Genomic DNA, 17,574 nt, shown 5'->3' with positions numbered 1-17,574 from the left:
GGGGCCGGCGTCAGGGTACGGGGCGCAGCGCCTCGCTGCGGGTGCGGTGGCTCCAGTCGCCCTCGTCGTCCATCACGGTTTCGGTCACCAGCACTCGGCCCGGCTGCTGCGGGTCGGCCTTGTACAGCACCAGTTCGGCCTCGGCGTCGTCCCAGGTGGTGGAGATGTCCGGCAGCACCCGCACCCACTGGCCGTCGCGGATTTCCAGCAGCGACGACTTGGTCCAGGTGCTGGTCCACCAGGTACGCAGCAGTTGCAGGCGCTCGCGGCCGCTGTCGTCGAGGCCGCCGAGGACGCTGAGCACCGCGCCGGTGCAACTGCCCAGCGGCTTGGGCGGGACGCGCGCGTCGGCGCTCCAGAGGTCGCAGCGGCAATCCTCGTATTCGTCGCACAAGGCGGCGCTGTTCGGCGCGTGGGCCACTACCCAGGCGAAGTCCGCTTCGGCACCGGCGAAGCGGCCGCGAGCCAGCGGGGTGTACCGCGGGTCGACGGCGTAGCGGGTGATCTCGTCGCTCTCGCCGACGAAGCGCCAGGTATCGCCCGGCCCGGCGCGCTCGGCCAGGAGCAGCCCCGGATAGTTGCGCAGGCGTCCGTCGAGGCGTACCTGCTTGACGAAGCGCACCTCGTAGCGGCCTTCCTGGTCGCCCGGCACGATCTGCGGCGCAGCGACGATGCGCTGCTCGAAGTCGGGATGGCGGGCGAAGAAGGCCTGCTTGGCGGAGAGGGTGCGCTCGCGCGTCTGCGCGCGGCCATAGTAGTCCAGGCGCGGCGCATAGACCCCTTCCAGGGCCTTGCCGCTGCGCTGCCCGTGGGCGGCCTGCCAGCGCTGGAACAGGCCGAGGATTTCGCTTTCGGCGGCAGCCTGGACCAGCGCTGGGTACAGGCAGAAGAGCGCGGCGCAGAATACCGGGCGCAAGAGTCGGCGCATCGAGAACATCCTTGTCGTTCGATTGAGGCGAACGCCGATTGTCCCCTATCCGCCGACGCTGGCAAATGGCCCTGGACGATTTTTTCCGATTCCGCAACGCGGTGGGCATTGCGGACACGCTCCAGACAGCCTTCCCCCACCTCCAGGCCGCGGCACGGCGGATAACCGCAAGCGGCTATCCGCCCCACGCCAGCCAGCCGGCTCAATGCGCCGGCAACAAGGCCTGCAACCCTTCGGCAAGCTCCAGGCTCCACGCCGCGTAGTCGTGACCGCCGGGGAACTCACGGTAGTGCAGCGGGTAGCCCTTGCCTTGCAGCGCCGCGCGCAGGCTGCGGTTGCTGCCGAGAATGCCGTCCGCCTCGGGCTCCTCGAGCAGGCCGGAACTGAGGAAGAACGCCAGCGGCAAACGCTCGCCAGCGGCGAACTGCCGTACCAGCCACTGCGGCTGCTGCTCGTCCGGCCCCCACCAGAACGAGCCGGACAGGCTCAGCACCTTGCCGAAGCGTTCCGGATAACGGTAGGCGATGCAGCCCGAGGCCAGCCCGCCGTAGCTGGAACCGGAAAGCACGCGATCGGCAGGCTCCTCGCTCAATGCATAGCGCTGCTGCAACCAGGGCAGCAGCTCATGGGCGAGCATGTCGGCGAAGGCCTCGTTGCAGGGCAGCTCGCGGCCCCGGCTGCTGGCGTCGACATTGCCGACAATCACCGCCAGGGTCGGGCGGATGCGCCCGGCGGCGATCAGGTTGTCGAGGATGGTCGGGGTCGGTACGTCGCGCGCGTAGTGGTCCTCGTCGAACAGCACCAGCAGCGGATAGCGCTGGCCCTCTGGGTCGTAGCCCGGCGGCGTGTAGAGCGTCAGCTGGCGCTGGTTGGCCAGGGCCTGGCTGGTATAGCCGAGGCGCTCCACCTTGCCGCGCGGCACGTCCTTGCGCGGCTGGTCCCAGGTCTCGGCAGGGGCGCCGCCGAGCTGCACCAGCGAGGCCTGCTCGGCCCGCGGCAGCGCGCGGCTATTGAGCCACGGCGTACGGCTCAGCGGGTCCGGCCGCGCCGCCGCCTGCAACGCCAGGCGCAAGGTGCCGCGATCGGCCTGTTGCAGGTCCGGCAGGTCGGCGCTGAGCTGGTAGGAAACCCGCGCGTCGCGGCGCAGCGGCAGGCTCAGGTAGCGCACGTCGCTGCCGGCCAGGGCCTCGAAGCGGCGGGTGTTGACCTCCGGGGTCGGCCACAGCAGGCGCACGTCGCCGGGACGCTGCTGGCGCCAGAGGAAGGTGACCAGCACACGTTCGGCATCCAGCGGCTCCACCAGCGGCGTGCCCTGCTTCGCTACCTGCTTCCAGAACGCCTTCAGCGCGCCGGGGCGCTTTTCCGCAAGCTCCGCCTGCAGGCGTTGCAGGGTCGGGCTCTGCGGCGCCGGCGAATCAAGCGCCGGGGTCTGCGGGGTGAGGCGCTGGGTGGGGATCAGGGTCAGTGCGGTGTCTTCGTCGGCGCTGAAGGTCAGGCGCAGGCCCTGGCGCTCGCCGGCCTGCAGGCCGAGCGACTGGCGTCCGGCCAGCTCCGTCGCGCGCAACGCCTTGCCGTCGGGCGTGGTGGCGCGCAGGCGGACGCGGCCGCGGTCGACCTCCAGGTCGAGCAACTGCAACTCGCCGGGGGCAAGGTCGAGGTAGCGCTGGCGGCTCTCGCCGGCAGCGATCTCGATGCGGCCATCGGCCAGCGGCACGGGCTGGGCGGCCTGGGCCGGGGTCAGCAGGTTGAGGAAAAGCAACAACGAGGTGGAAACGGCAGACATGGAATCTCCCTTCGAAGAGGCGCCGCCATCCGGGCGGCTCACCGGAAGAGACGTACGATCGCAGCGGAAATTTGCCGCTGTGATCCAGGCTAGAGCGGTTGCGCCGCGACTGGAGTAGAATCCGCCGCCTCGAAAACCGTCCGAAGGAAAATTCCGATGACCTCCCGTCTGCTGCCCGCCCTGTTGCTCTCGTCCGCATTCGCCGTCCTGGCCGGCTGCTCCACCCCGACCATCGTCACCCTCAACGATGGCCGCGAGATCCAGGCGGTGGATACCCCGCGCTATGATCGTAGTTCCGGCTTCTACGAACTGGAGCAACTGGACGGCAAGCGCACCCGCGTCAACAAGGACCAGGTGCGCAGCATCAAGGACATGTAATCCCCCGGACCCGCCATCCGCGCGGTGGCGCACTCCAGGGAAGGAGTCGAACCATGAGATCCGACCTGCACGAGGCCAACCGGCTGTCGTGGAACGCCGCCACCCGGGCGCACAACAGCCACAAGGCCGACCAGGCCGCCTTCTTCCGCAACGGCGGTTCCACGCTCTATCCCGAGGAACTGCAACTGCTCGGCCATCTCGACGGCCTGCGCCTGCTGCATCTGCAATGCAACGCCGGACAGGACAGCCTGAGCCTGGCGCGCCTTGGCGCCCGCGTCACCGGGGTCGACATCGCCGACAGCGCCATCGACTTCGCCCGCCAGCTGTCCCGCGACAGCGGCATCGCCGCCGACTTCCAGCGCGACGACATCCTCCGCTGGCTGCCCGTCGCCGCCACCCGCGGCGAACGCTTCGAACGGGTCTTCGCCTCCTACGGCACGCTGGTCTGGCTCTCCGACCTCAAGCGCTGGGCCGACGGCATCGCCCAGGTGCTGGTTCCCGGCGGGCGCTTCGTCCTGGTGGAGTTCCATCCTTTCGCCCTGTACTTCGACCCACACTGGCAACCGGCCTACGACTACTTCAGCCGCGAGCCGATCGCCGAGAGCGGCGTCAGCGACTATGTCGCCGAGTCCGGCGCCAGCCTGGCGCCCTCCGGCTACCACGCCGGCGTCGAGAACTTCAGCAACCCTCATCCCAGCTACGAGTTCCAGTGGGGCCTGGCCGATGTGATCGGCGCCCTGCTCGGCGCCGGCCTGCAACTCGAACGGCTGGAGGAATACCCCTACGCCAACGGCTGGGCCGGCTTCGACGGCATGCGCGACGGCGGCGGCGGACGCATGCTGCCGCCCGCCGATCGTCCGCGCCTGCCGCTGATGTACGGCCTCAGCGCAAGGAAACCACGATGACCGAAGAACGCCTGCTGCGCCGCGACGAAATCCCCCTGGTCTGGGAGATCGACCGCAGCGAAGTGATCGAACACCTGTATTCCGTCGAGGCCGGCCAACTGGTGCTGCGCCCCGAGTTCTACGACATGCGCGGCTGGCCGGAGGGCGAGGCCGAGCATTACACGCCGATCCTGCTCGACTGCTTCGACCGCGGCGGCTGGTTCCTCGGCCTGTTCGACCAGGGCCGCCTGATCGGCGCGGTAGTCCTCGACCCACACCGCCTCGGCCCCGAGCGCGACTGGCTGCAACTGAAGTTCCTCCACCTCAGCCACGCCTACCGCCGCCGCGGCCTCGGCGCCCACCTCTTCCACCTCGCCGCCACCCAGGCCCGCCACCTCGGCGCCAGCGCGCTCTACGTTTCGGCTACGCCGTCGCAGAACACGGTGGATTTTTATATGAGACTCGGATGCCGGCTGTGCATGGAACCGGATGAGGAGTTGTATCGGTTGGAGCCGGAGGATGTTCATCTTGTTTATCAGATACTCAACGCATAACCCTGAGAAATTATTTCGAACCATGCAATTCAAACTGAAAACCTTGCAACTCCTTGCATTCCTATCTATCTCTCAAGCCGCAACGGCGGAAATTTACTGGCATGGTGTTGGCACTGAAGACAAAAAAATAAAAACCCCTAGCGAACTATGTAATTACTATGCAGAACAGCGCAAAATGGATTCTTATGAAAGGCCTGGGGCCGGTGGCCAGATAGCAATTACGGAAATCAGGACAAAATACGTCTCAAGTAAAACTCGCGACTGCAGATTTGACTATATATACATTAGCGGCCCATCTGCAGGAACTGAGAATTACGGAAAATTACGTCTCTATAGAAGAGGGGATTGCTCACCATTAGATACGTACTCACATGCAACCGGAGCGAAAAAAGGGGACATATTTATTTTTCCTACTCTAATTTTGACTAGTGTTTATATCTCTCATTCCCACTGTATACCACTGCCGATCTTACTCACACTGAACCACGTGAAGCGGATAGTTCAGTAAAACCACTCGCCTCTGCCTAGGCCTCGCGGAGCCTCCTTACGGCGTCTGCACTGGAGCCTCCCTGCTCAGAGAATTAGAGTAGGGAAAATAAATCCGTCCCCTTTATGCTTGCGAAGCCTCCTTACGGCGCCTGCACTGGATCCTCCCTGCTCAGAGAATTAGAGTAGGGAAAATAAATCTGTCCCCTTTATGCCCATCTGGGCTGCTCCTTGGGCTCGGTGTGTGTTCGCAACTATCACCGTAGACCAAGAGCAGCCTTTCTTTTCTGAATCAGTCGCTTAGCGCTTAAGTAAGTGCCATTCAAATCTGACCCCTTTATTCGCTTTGGGGAACTGCAGTTGCTTTTGGCCCTTTTGCAGCCATTCAATCGATCATACTTCTCTTAAAAGACAACCCATCAGAATCCCTAATAGCGTAAATACTTTCATATTGAAACGATAAGACAAAGCCAAATTCAATATTCAATGATAACTCCTGAAGAAATAACTTTATATCAACCCAACTTTCAGAAAGATTACTTCCTCGACAATGAAACGCCCCTCTCAAACCAACTTTCCAGCTCATGGAGCATCCTTCAGCCACGACCCCCTCAGGCTGCTCCAAACTACGAACCGAAAACTGACAACCTGAACTCTCGAAATTTGCGTCCAATCTAGTATCGCCCAGACTGCTGCTCTCCCCCAAAGACGACAGAGTGCTAGCTATACTCTCCAGAGTCGCTCCAACTTGAATTTCAAGCGCCATTGTTATGCTCATCGCCCAACCTCAATAACCTTAAACTGACCGTCTTTCAGAAGATACAAATTCTTCAAACCATCGACTGGCTTAACGCTCAGTGCATTTTCTATCTGCTTGAAGGTCAATGGGGAATCAGCCAAATTCACTACAATATTCTGAGCCTGCTTCTCGACTTTTTCAGTCACAGTCATTAGCACTGAAACCGGACTATTGGCTCTGGAAGAGAATACATCTGCAAACTCTCCATTTATCTTAAGGTCGGGGTTAGCTGAATTTTTCTTTATATTTGGTAACTGCTCAACGTCATACCCAGCCCGATCGGAAAAGGGGACAGATTTATTTTCCCTATTCTAGTTCTGGCTAGTGCTTACTCCTCATCCCCACTATATAATACCACTGCCGATCTTACCCATACTGAACCACGTGAAGCGGATAGTTCAGTAAAACCTCTTGCATCTGCCTAGGCATAGCGGAGTCTCCTTACGGTGTCTGCACTGGAGCCTCCCTGCTCAGAGAATTAGAGCAGGGAAAATAAATCTACCCCTTTATTCGCCCCTTTACTAGAGTGAAATAAGAACCCCCGGCTAGACCGGGAATCTCTTTGAGTAACGCTCCTCCAATTTTCTAGCCGAACTTAGAACACTATCCCTCTCCTCGGGGAAGAAATCAGAATAAACATCGGCTGCAATCTTCATCAAAAAAACATAGTCGAGCAGTGGAATACTTGAGGTCTCCACTTCCCCCAAAAAGAAACTGACCTCATTAAACTCTTCAGGATCATCCCAGTCCTGATCAAGAGAGTAGAAATGTCCCTCACCCACAGAGAAGCCAACCCCCTTCGAAGCCTCATTTATAAACGCAGGGAAGTTAGTCCTCTTCCTCGTTATAGATGCCTCTATTATCTCGTATAGGTCTTCATAGTCCAGACCAGTGGAAGCGAATGATTCCTTGAGCTTTTCAAGCCAAGACAAACAAGCCATCATTTTATCCTCGGAGGCATAGCGATGAAGGAATTTGTTATTTCGCCAGTCTTGCTGTTACGTGTCACCTGGAAGTAATAGCCATCAACCTTGATACTAGTTTCCCTCAAGGCCGGATTGGCTTTGAATACAGATTCCGCCTGGACTGCCGCGCGACTAGACATATCAGCCACTTTACTATCTGGCAGAATTTTGGGGTCGTAAGTCGTTTTCGTGGATACAGACTTATACCCACCAATAAATTCGCCCTTAGTGTTAGTTCTAGGCAACTGATAGCTGTACTCAACAATCCCAGGGAAACGAGCATCTGTGATTTTATTGGAAACCTTCGCACCGGTTATTTCAACCGACTCTAAGGAAAAAGGGGACAGATTTATTTTTACTACTATAATTTCAGCAACCGCCCACGCCAAACCACTCAAAGCGAATAACTCGCTAAACCAATCGTCCTTACCTAGGGCATCGCGGAGCCTCCTTACGGTGTCTGCACTGGAGCCTCTCTGCTCAGAGAATTAGAGTAGGGAAAATAAATCTGTCCCCTTTATGGTCTTTCGCTCTCTTCGAGCAACAATAATGTCAGATCAAGTCATAGCTATCACATTTTATGGTCTTGGCTGGAGTTTTTATTAAGAAAAAATCTTAATTGAGAAGCTCCTTACTGACGTCACCTGTTAGGAAGAATTCTTCAAATATATTTTTCAGTATAGAAAATTCATCGCATATCAAGACGCCATCCCAAACATCCCCCAACACTTCGAAGGGTATGCCTTGCAGCTTTAAATTTCTATAAGATCGAACAATATAGTCCACCCCATCGTCTTCCCCCAAAGAGACGACATACTTTCCGCCTTCAGACTGTACTTGTAGCGACTGCGGCCCCACAGCCGTCTTGGAAATAAGTTCAAGAGTGACCGAACCTTTACCTTCTCTGATTAGCTCTAGACAAGAGAGGACATCATCCCAAGAGGGAAATCTATTCCTTCCCCCCTTAGCTTGAGCACCCACGCCAAAAACCCAAGACAGCGAGAAAGCAGCCATCATTCAAGCTCCCTCAAAGACCGCATACCAGGCTTCCAATATAGAGTTTTTCCTGTAGTCACTTCGTTTATCTGTAGAGAGTTCAAACCAGCCTTTTCTGCCGCTGCCGCGATATCACCACGGCAATAGCTGCAAACAGCTTTACCTTCAACCTTCAAGGCCATATCTGCACCAGTGGTTTTCCCTGCATTATATGCTTGCTGAATAACTCCAATTTCGGCATGAGCATCCGCCATATTTCCATTCGGGTGAGGTTTTCCATTAGCCGCAATCTTTGCATCCACTCGGTCCGCAATCAAAGTCGGCTGATTGGGATTCGCTTGAGCGGCAGGCCTGGCAGTTTGGTTAACGTCGGTAAATACAGAGTTACCAATACGCCCTTCGGCAGTTACAGTGGGAGTAGTTCCTTTTGCACCCCCACCCAGCCGACCCAAGTCCCCCACTGCCCCGAGCTGCGAACTCATACTACCGGAAACAGGTGACTCCGCAATCGCGTTGACCAGATTCTTGGCTGCTGTTGGCAGCTTGGCGGTTATCTGCGCGCCACCTTTCACTGCCGTCAGAACGCCAACAAGTTCCGCAGCGAACCTACCGCCCTCGACACCAGCTGTGACCGAACCTTGCCAGCCGGCATCCTCGTAAGCCTAGGTCAAGAATGCGGCGCGCTCCTCCAGCCCCTTCAGGTAGTTATCGCCAAATTGCTGCCGGAACTCTGGCGAAGTGGCCAACTGCTCCAGAGCTGCATAGGTTTCCCTCCAGCTCTTGACCAGATCATAAACACCGAAAAATAAATCTGTCCCCTTTATTCTTACAGAGAATTAGAGTAGGGAAAATAAATCTGTCCCCTTTATGGTCTCCTTTATGGTCTGAATATCGGCGCGGATATCTACGTTTATTGCGCCGAGAGTCTGCGCATTCTTCCCGCCGAACAGCTCAACGGTGGGCTTCCCGCCTGTTGCTTTTGCCCCATCTAAATCTCTAACTTAGATAAAGCCACGTCATCTGAAACTCTAACCACGCCATCAACTATGGACAAGTTATCCTCTGACTCCAAAACGCTAAAACCACAATCTCCAAAATCGAAATACACGCCGACACAACTATCTTCCACATCCGAAATAAGATACTTGTAAACAGCAAGCAGGTCCTTGCCAAAATATCTATCCAATTCATTCGAACTCTGGATCGGGTACGCAAAGTCATCGGAAATCTCATCCAGCCCCAACAGCTTTGGTTCAGAGCCAAAAGACAAAATCCTTAACACACCTTCCCCAATATCTAATGAAACCCACCCCGATCTTGAAAACCTAAGAAACAGAACCAACATTTTACAAACCAAAGACCCCGACATAAAGAACGACCGAAATCTAAACTCAAAAATCTTCTCACCAATGATCATAAGGCCAAACCCCGCGACTAAAATTTTGAGGATTTCTCTGAAATCAAAGTGTCGAATTCATATTTGCCGCCGGGCAACACTCGTAGGCTAACAGTGCTATTAGTTTTAGAGCTGTAAACATGAACAAGGTCATAATCCCCTCGGACAGCCGACTTAGGAATTATGTCACTAACAGCGGTAGCGTTCTCCAATGTTTCTTTAACTGCTAGCTTGGCCTGCTCAACACCAGCGCGACTGGCCTCGTAAGGCAGTCTGCCCTCACCTATTTTCGCACCCAACTTCTTGTTTAAATTTGCTGCTTGAGAGCTAAGAAACGTATCAACCCCACCGAGTTCAGGAAGTTTTTGAACTCCTTTTGCCCCCCCACCCAGCCGACCCAAGTCCCCCACTGCCCCGAGCTGCGAACTCATACTACCGGAAACAGGTGACTCCGCAATCGCGTTGACCAGGTTCTTGGCTGCTGTTGGCAGCTTGGCGGTTATCTGCGCGCCACCTTTCACTGCCGTCAGAACGCCAACAAGTTCCGCAGCGAACCTACCGCCCTCGACACCAGCTGTGACCGAACCTTGCCAGCCGGCATCCTCGTATGCCTGGGTCAAGAATGCGGCGCGCTCCTCCAGCCCCTTCAGGTAGTTATCGCCAAATTGCTGCCGGAACTCTGGCGAAGTGGCCAACTGCTCCAGAGCTGCATAGGTTTCCCTCCAGCTCTTGACCAGCTCATAAACACCGAAAAATAAATCTGTCCCCTTTATTCACTTACGGCGTCTAGAGCCTCCTTTTCAGAGCATTAGAGCAGGGCCCCCCCCCCTTTACGGCCCCTTTACGGCCCTGTCAAATTAGCCTTTAATCGCACCAAAATTTTCCGGAATAAATCCTTTAGGCCAAATCGTTCTATCATTATATATGGCACCCCGAAAAACAGCGCCATCTATCCTCGCTACATCAATATTAACATCTCGCAAATTGGAATTTATGAAATTAGAACCGCCTATATCAGCATTTTTTAGACTAGCCATGGAAAGATCTGCCCCTGAAAAATCAGCATAAGCCGCCATAGCATCCACAAGCTTTACACCTTTCATTATAGCATCAACAAAACTTGCATTCATAAGCGCTGCACTATTCATTACAGCACCACCCAACAGAGCATGATTAAAAGAAGCGTTCCTCAAATTTGAGGCAGTAAAATCAGCCTCTGAAAGATCTAAACCATCAAAAATTGCCCGATGCAGCTCTAGCCCACTTAAGTTTGACTTAGCAAAACTAGCCAAAGGCAAATCCAGCTCTTCACCAGTTTCAAAAAAAATAGTTATCATTTGTTCCCCCAATCCACTTGATCTATCTTCAGCTCAGACACAGGTTTGGTTTGATGGACTTTATTAGGAGATAAAGACCCCGGTGTCACATCTAGATTTCACCCTAATATTTTTTCTGCGATATAACGATGATTCCCATCAACAATCACATTGCCATCCATTTTTATTGCCGGGGCAACATCGCCCTTAAGAAGCCGATCAACATATCTTTGCACCGCAGGTAATGACACAGCGCCTTGCGCAGTAATAACACGATCACCCTGCAATGCTTTTTGAATAACTTCAGGGGTCACCTCTGAGCCCTTTGAAACCAGCGGTTTTCCTGATGCCCCAGTCGCTTTTAGGGCTGCAAGATAATCCACAGCCTTCTGAACCTGCGCAAGCTCTACAGGCTCCGGCATACCCGGACGTTTGACTTTCGAGTCTATCTGCTTACCTGCAGCAGCACCTCCGATAAGCGCCAATCGGTCCAGCGTCGGCGCCCATTCATCGAGGACCTTGCTCAGGTGTATATAGCTATCGACTGATTGCTCCAACAATTCCGTCTTGTACGACTCGCATCGCGACGTCACGCACTGGATGGACACCAATGTGTCCATGCTCTCGACGATTTGGAGCCTTTTCTCCTTTGCTCTCAGCGGACCATAGGTATTTTGGGCCTCCTGTACATTGAGTTTACTTTCGTCGCTGTACCTTTCTTTCTCCCACTTGTCCTTTTGGCAACCTTCGTCTTTGCCGCAAGACCTCATGTCTTCGGCAAAAGCCAGAACATCCGAGTGTTCAATATAGTTGTTCTGAGTAGCATTCCCCGCCACCCAGGCTCCCGTCTGCAAGCTCTTGGCGTCCGCATCGCCCTGCGTCGAAGCCGCCAGCACACCGATCAACTGCGAACTCATGGTCAGCAGGCCCTTCTTCTCCAGGCAACGCATACGTTGCCCCGGCGAGCGCCCCGCCAGGGATGGCGGGGCCGGAGGTTCAGGACTCTGCGGAAGTAGCGAAAGGGAGGTCAGTGCTCTTCTTTTAAAATCGAAAAAGTAAATTTTTAAAGAACAGGGAATTACTGAACGGGGAAAATCTACCTACCTTTTAGTTCTAGAGCAGTGAAAATAAATCCGTCCCCTTTATTCGCTGGCTGGATTCGAGGTCAACGAGAAAGTCAGAATCAGAGTCATGCAGGGCTGCTTGGTGATTACCGCAGAGTGAAATAAATAGCCCCGGCAAGGCCGGGGCTTTTCAATGCTGACGTGCTAAATCAAGAGCAACCGCCAATTTGATCCTACTCTGTCGTGAACGAAGCGACCTCTCGTACTCCTTCACACTAGTAGTTTGAAAGTCCACTACCTCCCCATTAGACCTTGAAACCTCAAGCCAAACCACTTCACTCTCATTAACTAGGATCGTATATAAATCCTCAGCTTGCTCAGGCGTCCAACTCAACACAAATGCGCTACCAATCAAGCCGAGCCTGTCCGCCAAGATAGAGAACAACTGATTTCCCGATTCTCTAAGCCCGCCCCATGACTTAGATAGCTCTTCACGACAAGATTGCTCCGCAAGGCTTCCAATTAATTTCACTTAACAACCCCCGGAGTAGTCGTTATTAAAGGAAAAAGGGGACAGATTTATTTTTACTACTATAATTTCAGCAACCGCCCACGTCAAACCACTCAAAGCGAATAACTCGCTAAACCAATCGCCCTTACCTAGGGCATCGCGGAGCCTCCTTACGGTGTCTGCACTGGAGCCTCTCTGCTCAGAGAATTAGAGTAGGGAAAATAAATCTGTCCCCTTTATGCTCGCAAAGGAAACCCCAACTCATAAGCTGGGGTTTTTGCTTGTAACTTCAGGAAAGGCTCGGCGGATGTGCTCTGTCAGATCAATGATATCTTCATAGGCAATCGGCCCGAATTCCGGCTCGTATTTAGCCATATATTGATTAGGGGCTAAATCTAACGCACGAGCAAGATCCCAGACTTCTAATAAGCGGCTCGGCACTATGCCCCAGTTTGTTCCAGGAAGATCAACCCTCTTATGCTCATCAAGAACCCACTTAACTCTCCCCTGATAGCTTTCTATAGCCACTCGCAGGCGCGAAATTATGGCGGGATCTTCCTGTATGAACCTAAACCAAACCCTAGGAGGATGTGAGGACTGATCTTTAATCACCCACTCCCCACGCTCTTTATTGACAAATTGGCTATTTACACATTTTCGCCATTCAGTTTCACCGAGAGCCTCGATTAACTCAAGCAAGGAGCTACTTTCTCTTTTGATTTCAGGAGTATTCATCGCAACCCCTGCAACTTATCAGAAATAGTGACCCCATCAGGATTCATGCCTTTTATATGCTGTTCCCAGTCGCCTTTAGGTATTGGCTGAGATGACAGCCGAGGGTCATACACGTACCGCCCATCTGTATAGACTTGGTGATAAGCTTGCCCTGGGACTTCATTACCATTCTCATACAAATTTAGGTTACTCCGCTGAGTTGGCCTAACCTCAATAACTTTCCCCTTCCCGCCTGCTGCCGCAAGCAACTTACTCGCAATTTCTGAGCAGTCTGTACCATCACAAGCCGTCATTCCTTTAATGCGCGGGCTTTCCATCGCATCCACTACAGCTTTGTTTGGTGGGAACTCCGGATTAACTGGACGGAACGGACGTTCCATTCCTGGTGGAATGAACTCATCGGCCACTTTTCCGGCAGTCGCAGTCGCTTTTGCACCCCCACCCAGCCTACCCAAGTCCCCCACTGCCCCGAGCTGCGAACTCATACTACCGGAAACAGGTGACTCCGCAATCGCGTTGACCAGGTTCTTGGCTGCTGTTGGCAGCTTGGCGGTTATCTGCGCGCCACCTTTCACTGCCGTCAGAACGCCAACAAGTTCCGCAGCGAACCTACCGCCCTCGACACCAGCTGTGACCGAACCTTGCCAGCCGGCATCCTCGTAAGCCTGGGTCAAGAATGCGGCGCGCTCCTCCAGCCCCTTCAGGTAGCTATCGCCAAATTGCTGCCGGAACTCTGGCGAAGTGGCCAACTGCTCCAGAGCTGCATAGGTTTCCCTCCAGTTCTTGACCAGCTCATAAACACCCACTGCGGTTTCAGCTGTCGAAAGACCGATGCCTCCTCCAACACCTACGACGATACCGACATCCTGCTGGGCCGAAATAATTGCCCATTTGGCTTCTATTCCGGTTTTGCAGAGCTGTTTGTCCTTGCAGCCATCGACCTCCTGCCGCTTCTTCTCCTCCTGCCAATGACTGAGGTAGTTGTGTTGGGTGGCATTCCCCGCCACCAGGCTCCCGTCTGCAAGCTCTTGGCGTCCGCATCGCCCTGCGTCGAAGCCGCCAGCATGCCGATCAACTGCGAACTCATGGTCAGCAGGCCCTTCTTCTCCAGGCAACGCATACGTTGCCCCGGCGAGCGACCCGCCAGGGATGGCGGGGCCGGAGGTTCAGGACTCTGCGGAAGTAGCGAAAGGGAGGTCAGTGCTCTTCTTTTAAAATCGAAAAAGTAAATTTTTAAAAAACAGGGAATTACTGAACGGGGAAGATCTACCTACCTTTTAGTTCTAGAGCAGTGAAAATAAGTCCGCCCCCTTTATGCTTATTACTGACCTGCACACGTCAATCTGCTCGGGCAGCGATCAAGAAACACGGTCATCCCAAAAGGGTTAAGTAAGTGCCATTCAGATCTGTCCCCTTTACGGCCAGAAAGAGAGTTTATCTAAAAGCTCTTTTACTTTCTCAGTATCTTCAGGATGGCGCTGAAGATACTTTTCACAAGCGAGCCGAATGAACTTAGAACAAACAGCCTCGCTCACAACAATGGCGTCTTCATCCTTAGGGGGATAGCCATAAGAAAACTCAACCCCCTCAAAGTGCTCCTCATCAAACGGACTGTTTTCATCAGGAAAATTACAGTACGCCCCATCCGTGCTATAGCCCCACCTATTTACAACGCACTCAATGGCTCTAATAAACCTACCATCCGAGTACATTATATCCATGTAGCACATAACTACCCAGCACGGGTCAGCCTCGTTGTATGGCTGACCAAATAATTCATTCATAGAACCACCTATTATCTCGGGAAAAGGGGACAGATTTATTTTCCCTACTCTAGTTTTGTCTAGTGCTTATATTTCTCATTTCTACTGTATACCACCGCCGATCTTACCCACCCTGAACCACGTAAAGCGGATAGTTCAGTAAAACCACTCGCCTCTGCCTAGGCATCGCGGAGCCTCCTTACGGCGTCTGCACTGGAGCCTCCCTGCTCAGAAATCAGGGTAGGGAAAATAAATCTGCCCCCTTTATTCGCTCAACCCGCATCTTGCCACCGGCCATCAAGTTAACACGTGACTGAACACGTCCAGGAACTTGAATAGAGGCTTCAGCAGTATTCGCAGTTCCTTTTGCATCTTATGCCGATTGCAAAAATCTATACTTCCAATAATCCATACCCTCTAAAACCCAATACCTCTCCCTGTCGGGTACTAAATGGCAAAAATCCGAACACTTAGCAAGCCAGTCTGAGTAAGCCAATTCTTCATGCGCCCGATTACAGTCCATATGCATGTAAATTTTGCGATCGAAATTCACATAGAACATTGGAAGCCTAGAGGCAACAGTATTAGCGTCATGAAAGTAGCTTGCACTCAACTCAACACCAGAAAGATAGTAACCTTCAATTCTTCCATGCAAAGACTCGCTCATATCAAGCCCGCACACAAACATATCTTTTAGGTCTTGCCGCGACAACACCCACCGTTCCTCCGCCCTCAAATATTTCAAAAAATTCTCAGCAGTAAGTTTAAGCACCCCACCTCTAAACGTCATGCATGCCGACGCATATTGCTCCTGAGTTATATGACCCTTATCAAGGTATGCACGATAGTCCTTCTCCGCATCCAAGATGAAGTTGAACTTATCATCCACAACCCAGAAGCACGCACCAGAATGAACAAAAAAGCATATATTTTTTTCACCCCCCCACAAATCATCAGCTAACAATTGCCACTGAGTCATCTCCCAAACTCCTTCAAAAACTCGTCATGAGAGTATAAGCAAAAAGGGGACGGATTTATTCCTCCTACTCTAGTTTTGGCTAGTATTTATATTTCTCATTCCCACTGTATACCACTGCCGATCTTACCCACACTGAACCACGTGAAACGGATAGTTCAGTAGAACCACTCGCCTCTGCCTAGGCTTCGCGGAGCCTCCTTACGGCGTCTGCACTGGAGCCTCCCTGCTCAGAGAATTAGAGTAGGGAAAATAAATCTGTCCCCTTTATGCTATAATCCCACTCTTCTGCGTCAGGCCATCAAAATTGCTGAGGTGATTCTTGATGTTGGGATTGAAGCTCATCCCTTCCGGGAAATTAGCAGTTCCTTTTGCACCAAGTAAATAACCCGCCCTGGGCTAATTAATAAAGACCTAACACTCTGAGATCGTCTCTTAGCTCTGCTGCCTCATCAGAAGGCAAATCATCCAGAACAGAAGACAGCTTGATCTCCTTTAGCAATCCATGAATAATATCAAGATGATATCTCTTAACTTTATCCGAAGACCTGCCCGCCGAGAGAATAAGCGCTAAAACTTCCAACATTAATTTCTCAATAGGCAAATCAAAGGAGTTTTCAAGCTCACTGTAGGCATAGCCTACTTCACTTTCTCCCTCAACCCATGGGCTTTGGTGGTTGAGTTTGACCCTGCAATAGTTGTAATAGCTGCCCAGAAACCAAGCCCGGATTTCTCCATAAGTCACACGTTCTTCCATTACGGCGTCTTCCTCGGCGGACGGAGCATAACGCCCTGATTATCAAGAATATTAACTGTGATATTGGGATACTTCGCCTTAAACTGCTCAGCCACGTTCAGACAACTTGCGCAAGCTGCTTTCTCCGTTAGAATATTTACAGTCCCTCTTGCGGAGGTGTTGCTTCCTAATTGATCAGCAATATTGTCTAGTATTTTGTATTCCGTATCTATTCCCCGATAAACCATATCTCCGGCCTTGTTGGGTACAGATTGAGCCACAAAATTTCCACTTCCAGAGCCAATAAGCCCTTTACCGGCATCAGAGACTTGGCTGTGCGCAGCCATCTGCCTAGGTATTCCGGGAATATCTATTTCTGCGATAGCTACATTACCACTGCGCCTTAAATTAGACGGCAATCCAGCTCGAACATCCATGACCCGCTGGGCCATCGGAGCGGTATCGATCACCGTCGCAGTCGCTTTTGCACCCCCACCCAGCCTACCCAAGTCCCCCACTGCCCCGAGCTGCGAACTCATACTACCGGAAACCGGTGACTCCGCAATCGCGTTGACCAGGTTCTTGGCTGCTGTTGGCAGCTTGGCGGTTATCTGCGCGCCACCTTTCACTGCCGTCAGAACGCCAACAAGTTCCGCAGCGAACCTACCGCCCTCGACACCAGCTGTGACCGAACCTTGCCAGCCGGCATCCTCGTATGCCTGGGTCAAGAATGCGGCGCGCTCTTCCAGCCCCTTCAGGTAGTTATCGCCAAACTGCTGCCGAAACTCTGGCGAAGTGGCCAACTGCTCCAGAGCTGCATAGGTTTCCCTCCAGTTCTTGACCAGCTCATAAACACCCACTGCGGTTTCAGCTGTCGAAAGACCGATGCCTCCTCCAACACCTACGACGATACCGACATCCTGCTGGGCCGAAATAATTGCCCATTTGGCTTCTATTCCGGTTTTGCAGAGCTGTTTGTCTTTGCAGCCATCGACCTCCTGCCGCTTCTTCTCCTCCTGCCAATGACTGAGGTAGTTGTGTTGGGTGGCATTCCCCGCCACCCAGGCTCCCGTCTGCAAGCTCTTGGCGTCCGCATCGCCCTGCGTCGAAGCTGCCAGCACGCCGATCAACTGCGAACTCATGGTCAGCAGGCCCTTCTTCTCCAGGCAACGCATACGTTGCCCCGGCGAGCGACCCGCCAGGGATGGCGGGGCCGGAGGTTCAGGACTCTGCGGAAGTAGCGAAAGGGAGGTCAGTGCTTTTCTTTTAAAATCGAAAAAGTAAATTATTAAAGAACAGGGAAT

18 protein-coding genes and 5 pseudogenes are annotated in these 17,574 nt (G+C 53.5%); 4 read left to right on the top strand and 19 right to left on the bottom strand.

Features of this window, described 5'->3' with window-relative positions; genetic code table 11:
- Nucleotides 1-10: 10 nt before the first annotated feature.
- On the bottom strand, nucleotides 11-928 hold the full coding sequence (locus ACYAF3_RS24330; protein WP_003119399.1) for a hypothetical protein: 918 nt from the start codon (nucleotides 926-928) through the stop codon (nucleotides 11-13).
- 202 nt (nucleotides 929-1,130) lie between these two features.
- Nucleotides 1,131-2,711: an alpha/beta hydrolase gene (locus ACYAF3_RS24325; protein ID WP_023103125.1), complete on the bottom strand. Its 1,581-nt coding sequence runs from the start codon at nucleotides 2,709-2,711 to the stop codon at nucleotides 1,131-1,133.
- Between the two features lie 156 nt (nucleotides 2,712-2,867).
- Between ACYAF3_RS24325 and ACYAF3_RS24320 the strand changes: the two genes are divergently transcribed.
- From ACYAF3_RS24320 to ACYAF3_RS24310, 3 genes are read left to right on the top strand one after another with little or no spacing between them, the layout of a single operon-like run.
- Complete coding sequence (locus ACYAF3_RS24320; protein ID WP_003089729.1) at nucleotides 2,868-3,089, top strand: YgdI/YgdR family lipoprotein; 222 nt, start codon at nucleotides 2,868-2,870, stop codon at nucleotides 3,087-3,089.
- 53 nt (nucleotides 3,090-3,142) lie between these two features.
- Nucleotides 3,143-3,994 (top strand): class I SAM-dependent methyltransferase, encoded by an 852-nt coding sequence (locus ACYAF3_RS24315; protein WP_031756192.1) that lies wholly within the window; start codon nucleotides 3,143-3,145, stop codon nucleotides 3,992-3,994.
- The gene (locus ACYAF3_RS24310) at nucleotides 3,991-4,527 is read left to right on the top strand and encodes a GNAT family N-acetyltransferase (RefSeq protein WP_031756190.1); all 537 of its coding nucleotides are present in this window, start codon (nucleotides 3,991-3,993) and stop codon (nucleotides 4,525-4,527) included. Before ACYAF3_RS24315 ends, ACYAF3_RS24310 begins: the two co-directional genes overlap by 4 nt.
- Nucleotides 4,528-5,398: 871 nt before the next feature.
- Here the strand turns inward: ACYAF3_RS24310 and ACYAF3_RS24305 are convergent.
- From ACYAF3_RS24305 to ACYAF3_RS24255, 11 genes and pseudogenes are all read right to left on the bottom strand, one after another.
- The gene (locus ACYAF3_RS24305) at nucleotides 5,399-5,779 is read right to left on the bottom strand and encodes a hypothetical protein (protein ID WP_123789294.1); all 381 of its coding nucleotides are present in this window, start codon (nucleotides 5,777-5,779) and stop codon (nucleotides 5,399-5,401) included.
- A gap of 8 nt (nucleotides 5,780-5,787) precedes the next feature.
- Nucleotides 5,788-6,024: a CdiA C-terminal domain-containing protein gene (locus tag ACYAF3_RS24300; RefSeq protein ID WP_223684072.1), complete on the bottom strand. Its 237-nt coding sequence runs from the start codon at nucleotides 6,022-6,024 to the stop codon at nucleotides 5,788-5,790.
- 333 nt (nucleotides 6,025-6,357) lie between these two features.
- Nucleotides 6,358-6,753, bottom strand: a complete 396-nt coding sequence (locus tag ACYAF3_RS24295; RefSeq protein WP_019396134.1) for a hypothetical protein — start codon at nucleotides 6,751-6,753, stop codon at nucleotides 6,358-6,360.
- Nucleotides 6,753-7,175 (bottom strand): CdiA family toxin C-terminal domain-containing protein, encoded by a 423-nt coding sequence (locus tag ACYAF3_RS24290; RefSeq protein WP_123789292.1) that lies wholly within the window; start codon nucleotides 7,173-7,175, stop codon nucleotides 6,753-6,755. The genes ACYAF3_RS24295 and ACYAF3_RS24290 overlap by 1 nt, the downstream gene beginning before the upstream one ends.
- A gap of 217 nt (nucleotides 7,176-7,392) precedes the next feature.
- A complete protein-coding gene (locus tag ACYAF3_RS24285) occupies nucleotides 7,393-7,794 on the bottom strand; it encodes a DUF6911 family protein (RefSeq protein ID WP_123789290.1) in 402 nt (133 codons plus the stop codon).
- Nucleotides 7,791-8,165: a cytidine deaminase-like fold-containing protein gene (locus ACYAF3_RS24280; RefSeq protein ID WP_418889129.1), complete on the bottom strand. Its 375-nt coding sequence runs from the start codon at nucleotides 8,163-8,165 to the stop codon at nucleotides 7,791-7,793. The genes ACYAF3_RS24285 and ACYAF3_RS24280 overlap by 4 nt, the downstream gene beginning before the upstream one ends.
- Nucleotides 8,166-8,573, bottom strand: a pseudogene (locus ACYAF3_RS24275) (hypothetical protein); the annotation flags it as partial.
- 188 nt (nucleotides 8,574-8,761) lie between these two features.
- Nucleotides 8,762-9,118 carry a hypothetical protein gene (locus ACYAF3_RS24270; RefSeq protein WP_169057971.1) on the bottom strand — a complete coding sequence of 119 codons (357 nt, stop codon included), beginning with the start codon at nucleotides 9,116-9,118 and terminating at the stop codon, nucleotides 8,762-8,764.
- A 422-nt stretch (nucleotides 9,119-9,540) separates the two neighbouring features.
- Nucleotides 9,541-9,918 (bottom strand): annotated as a pseudogene (locus ACYAF3_RS24265) (hypothetical protein); the annotation flags it as partial.
- Between the two features lie 108 nt (nucleotides 9,919-10,026).
- On the bottom strand, nucleotides 10,027-10,506 hold the full coding sequence (locus ACYAF3_RS24260; RefSeq protein WP_031754280.1) for a pentapeptide repeat-containing protein: 480 nt from the start codon (nucleotides 10,504-10,506) through the stop codon (nucleotides 10,027-10,029).
- Nucleotides 10,507-11,281: 775 nt separating this feature from the next.
- A pseudogene (locus tag ACYAF3_RS24255) lies at nucleotides 11,282-11,423 on the bottom strand (VENN motif pre-toxin domain-containing protein); the annotation flags it as partial.
- Nucleotides 11,424-11,616: 193 nt separating this feature from the next.
- On the opposite strand from ACYAF3_RS24255, the gene ACYAF3_RS24250 reads away from it, so the two are divergent.
- Complete coding sequence (locus tag ACYAF3_RS24250) at nucleotides 11,617-11,709, top strand: SymE family type I addiction module toxin (protein WP_071534560.1); 93 nt, start codon at nucleotides 11,617-11,619, stop codon at nucleotides 11,707-11,709.
- Between the two features lie 612 nt (nucleotides 11,710-12,321).
- Here ACYAF3_RS24250 and ACYAF3_RS24245 read toward each other — a convergent pair.
- From ACYAF3_RS24245 to ACYAF3_RS24220, 6 genes and pseudogenes are all read right to left on the bottom strand, one after another.
- Nucleotides 12,322-12,795 carry a hypothetical protein gene (locus ACYAF3_RS24245; RefSeq protein WP_124075052.1) on the bottom strand — a complete coding sequence of 158 codons (474 nt, stop codon included), beginning with the start codon at nucleotides 12,793-12,795 and terminating at the stop codon, nucleotides 12,322-12,324.
- A pseudogene (locus ACYAF3_RS24240) lies at nucleotides 12,792-13,903 on the bottom strand (hypothetical protein); the annotation flags it as partial. The pseudogene ACYAF3_RS24240 and the gene ACYAF3_RS24245, both read right to left, overlap by 4 nt.
- A gap of 307 nt (nucleotides 13,904-14,210) precedes the next feature.
- On the bottom strand, nucleotides 14,211-14,579 hold the full coding sequence (gene cdiI / locus ACYAF3_RS24235) for a ribonuclease toxin immunity protein CdiI (RefSeq protein WP_105579378.1): 369 nt from the start codon (nucleotides 14,577-14,579) through the stop codon (nucleotides 14,211-14,213).
- Nucleotides 14,580-14,931: 352 nt separating this feature from the next.
- Nucleotides 14,932-15,537, bottom strand: a complete 606-nt coding sequence (locus tag ACYAF3_RS24230) for a hypothetical protein (RefSeq protein ID WP_012614106.1) — start codon at nucleotides 15,535-15,537, stop codon at nucleotides 14,932-14,934.
- Nucleotides 15,538-15,937: 400 nt separating this feature from the next.
- Nucleotides 15,938-16,291, bottom strand: a complete 354-nt coding sequence (gene imm2, locus ACYAF3_RS24225; RefSeq protein ID WP_004349959.1) for an Imm2 family immunity protein — start codon at nucleotides 16,289-16,291, stop codon at nucleotides 15,938-15,940.
- Nucleotides 16,291-17,433 (bottom strand): annotated as a pseudogene (locus ACYAF3_RS24220) (deaminase domain-containing protein); the annotation flags it as partial. The gene imm2 and the pseudogene ACYAF3_RS24220, both read right to left, overlap by 1 nt.
- Between the last annotated feature and the right edge of the window lie 141 nt (nucleotides 17,434-17,574).

Source organism: Pseudomonas sp. TZ252, from assembly GCF_056110345.1.
The sequence above is the reverse complement of the archived record's forward strand: the minus strand, read 5'-3'. Positions and strand labels throughout refer to the sequence as shown.

Coding starts and splice junctions, on each gene's coding strand:
- ACYAF3_RS24330 (WP_003119399.1), bottom strand. CDS start 928: ATGCGCCGACTCTTGCGCCCGGTATTCTGCGCCGCGCTCTTCTGCCTG.
- ACYAF3_RS24325 (WP_023103125.1), bottom strand. CDS start 2,711: ATGTCTGCCGTTTCCACCTCGTTGTTGCTTTTCCTCAACCTGCTGACC.
- ACYAF3_RS24320 (WP_003089729.1), top strand. CDS start 2,868: ATGACCTCCCGTCTGCTGCCCGCCCTGTTGCTCTCGTCCGCATTCGCC.
- ACYAF3_RS24315 (WP_031756192.1), top strand. CDS start 3,143: ATGAGATCCGACCTGCACGAGGCCAACCGGCTGTCGTGGAACGCCGCC.
- ACYAF3_RS24310 (WP_031756190.1), top strand. CDS start 3,991: ATGACCGAAGAACGCCTGCTGCGCCGCGACGAAATCCCCCTGGTCTGG.
- ACYAF3_RS24305 (WP_123789294.1), bottom strand. CDS start 5,779: ATGGCGCTTGAAATTCAAGTTGGAGCGACTCTGGAGAGTATAGCTAGC.
- ACYAF3_RS24295 (WP_019396134.1), bottom strand. CDS start 6,753: ATGGCTTGTTTGTCTTGGCTTGAAAAGCTCAAGGAATCATTCGCTTCC.
- ACYAF3_RS24285 (WP_123789290.1), bottom strand. CDS start 7,794: ATGATGGCTGCTTTCTCGCTGTCTTGGGTTTTTGGCGTGGGTGCTCAA.
- ACYAF3_RS24270 (WP_169057971.1), bottom strand. CDS start 9,118: ATGTTGGTTCTGTTTCTTAGGTTTTCAAGATCGGGGTGGGTTTCATTA.
- ACYAF3_RS24260 (WP_031754280.1), bottom strand. CDS start 10,506: ATGATAACTATTTTTTTTGAAACTGGTGAAGAGCTGGATTTGCCTTTG.
- ACYAF3_RS24245 (WP_124075052.1), bottom strand. CDS start 12,795: ATGAATACTCCTGAAATCAAAAGAGAAAGTAGCTCCTTGCTTGAGTTA.
- cdiI (WP_105579378.1), bottom strand. CDS start 14,579: ATGAATGAATTATTTGGTCAGCCATACAACGAGGCTGACCCGTGCTGG.
- ACYAF3_RS24230 (WP_012614106.1), bottom strand. CDS start 15,537: ATGACTCAGTGGCAATTGTTAGCTGATGATTTGTGGGGGGGTGAAAAA.
- imm2 (WP_004349959.1), bottom strand. CDS start 16,291: ATGGAAGAACGTGTGACTTATGGAGAAATCCGGGCTTGGTTTCTGGGC.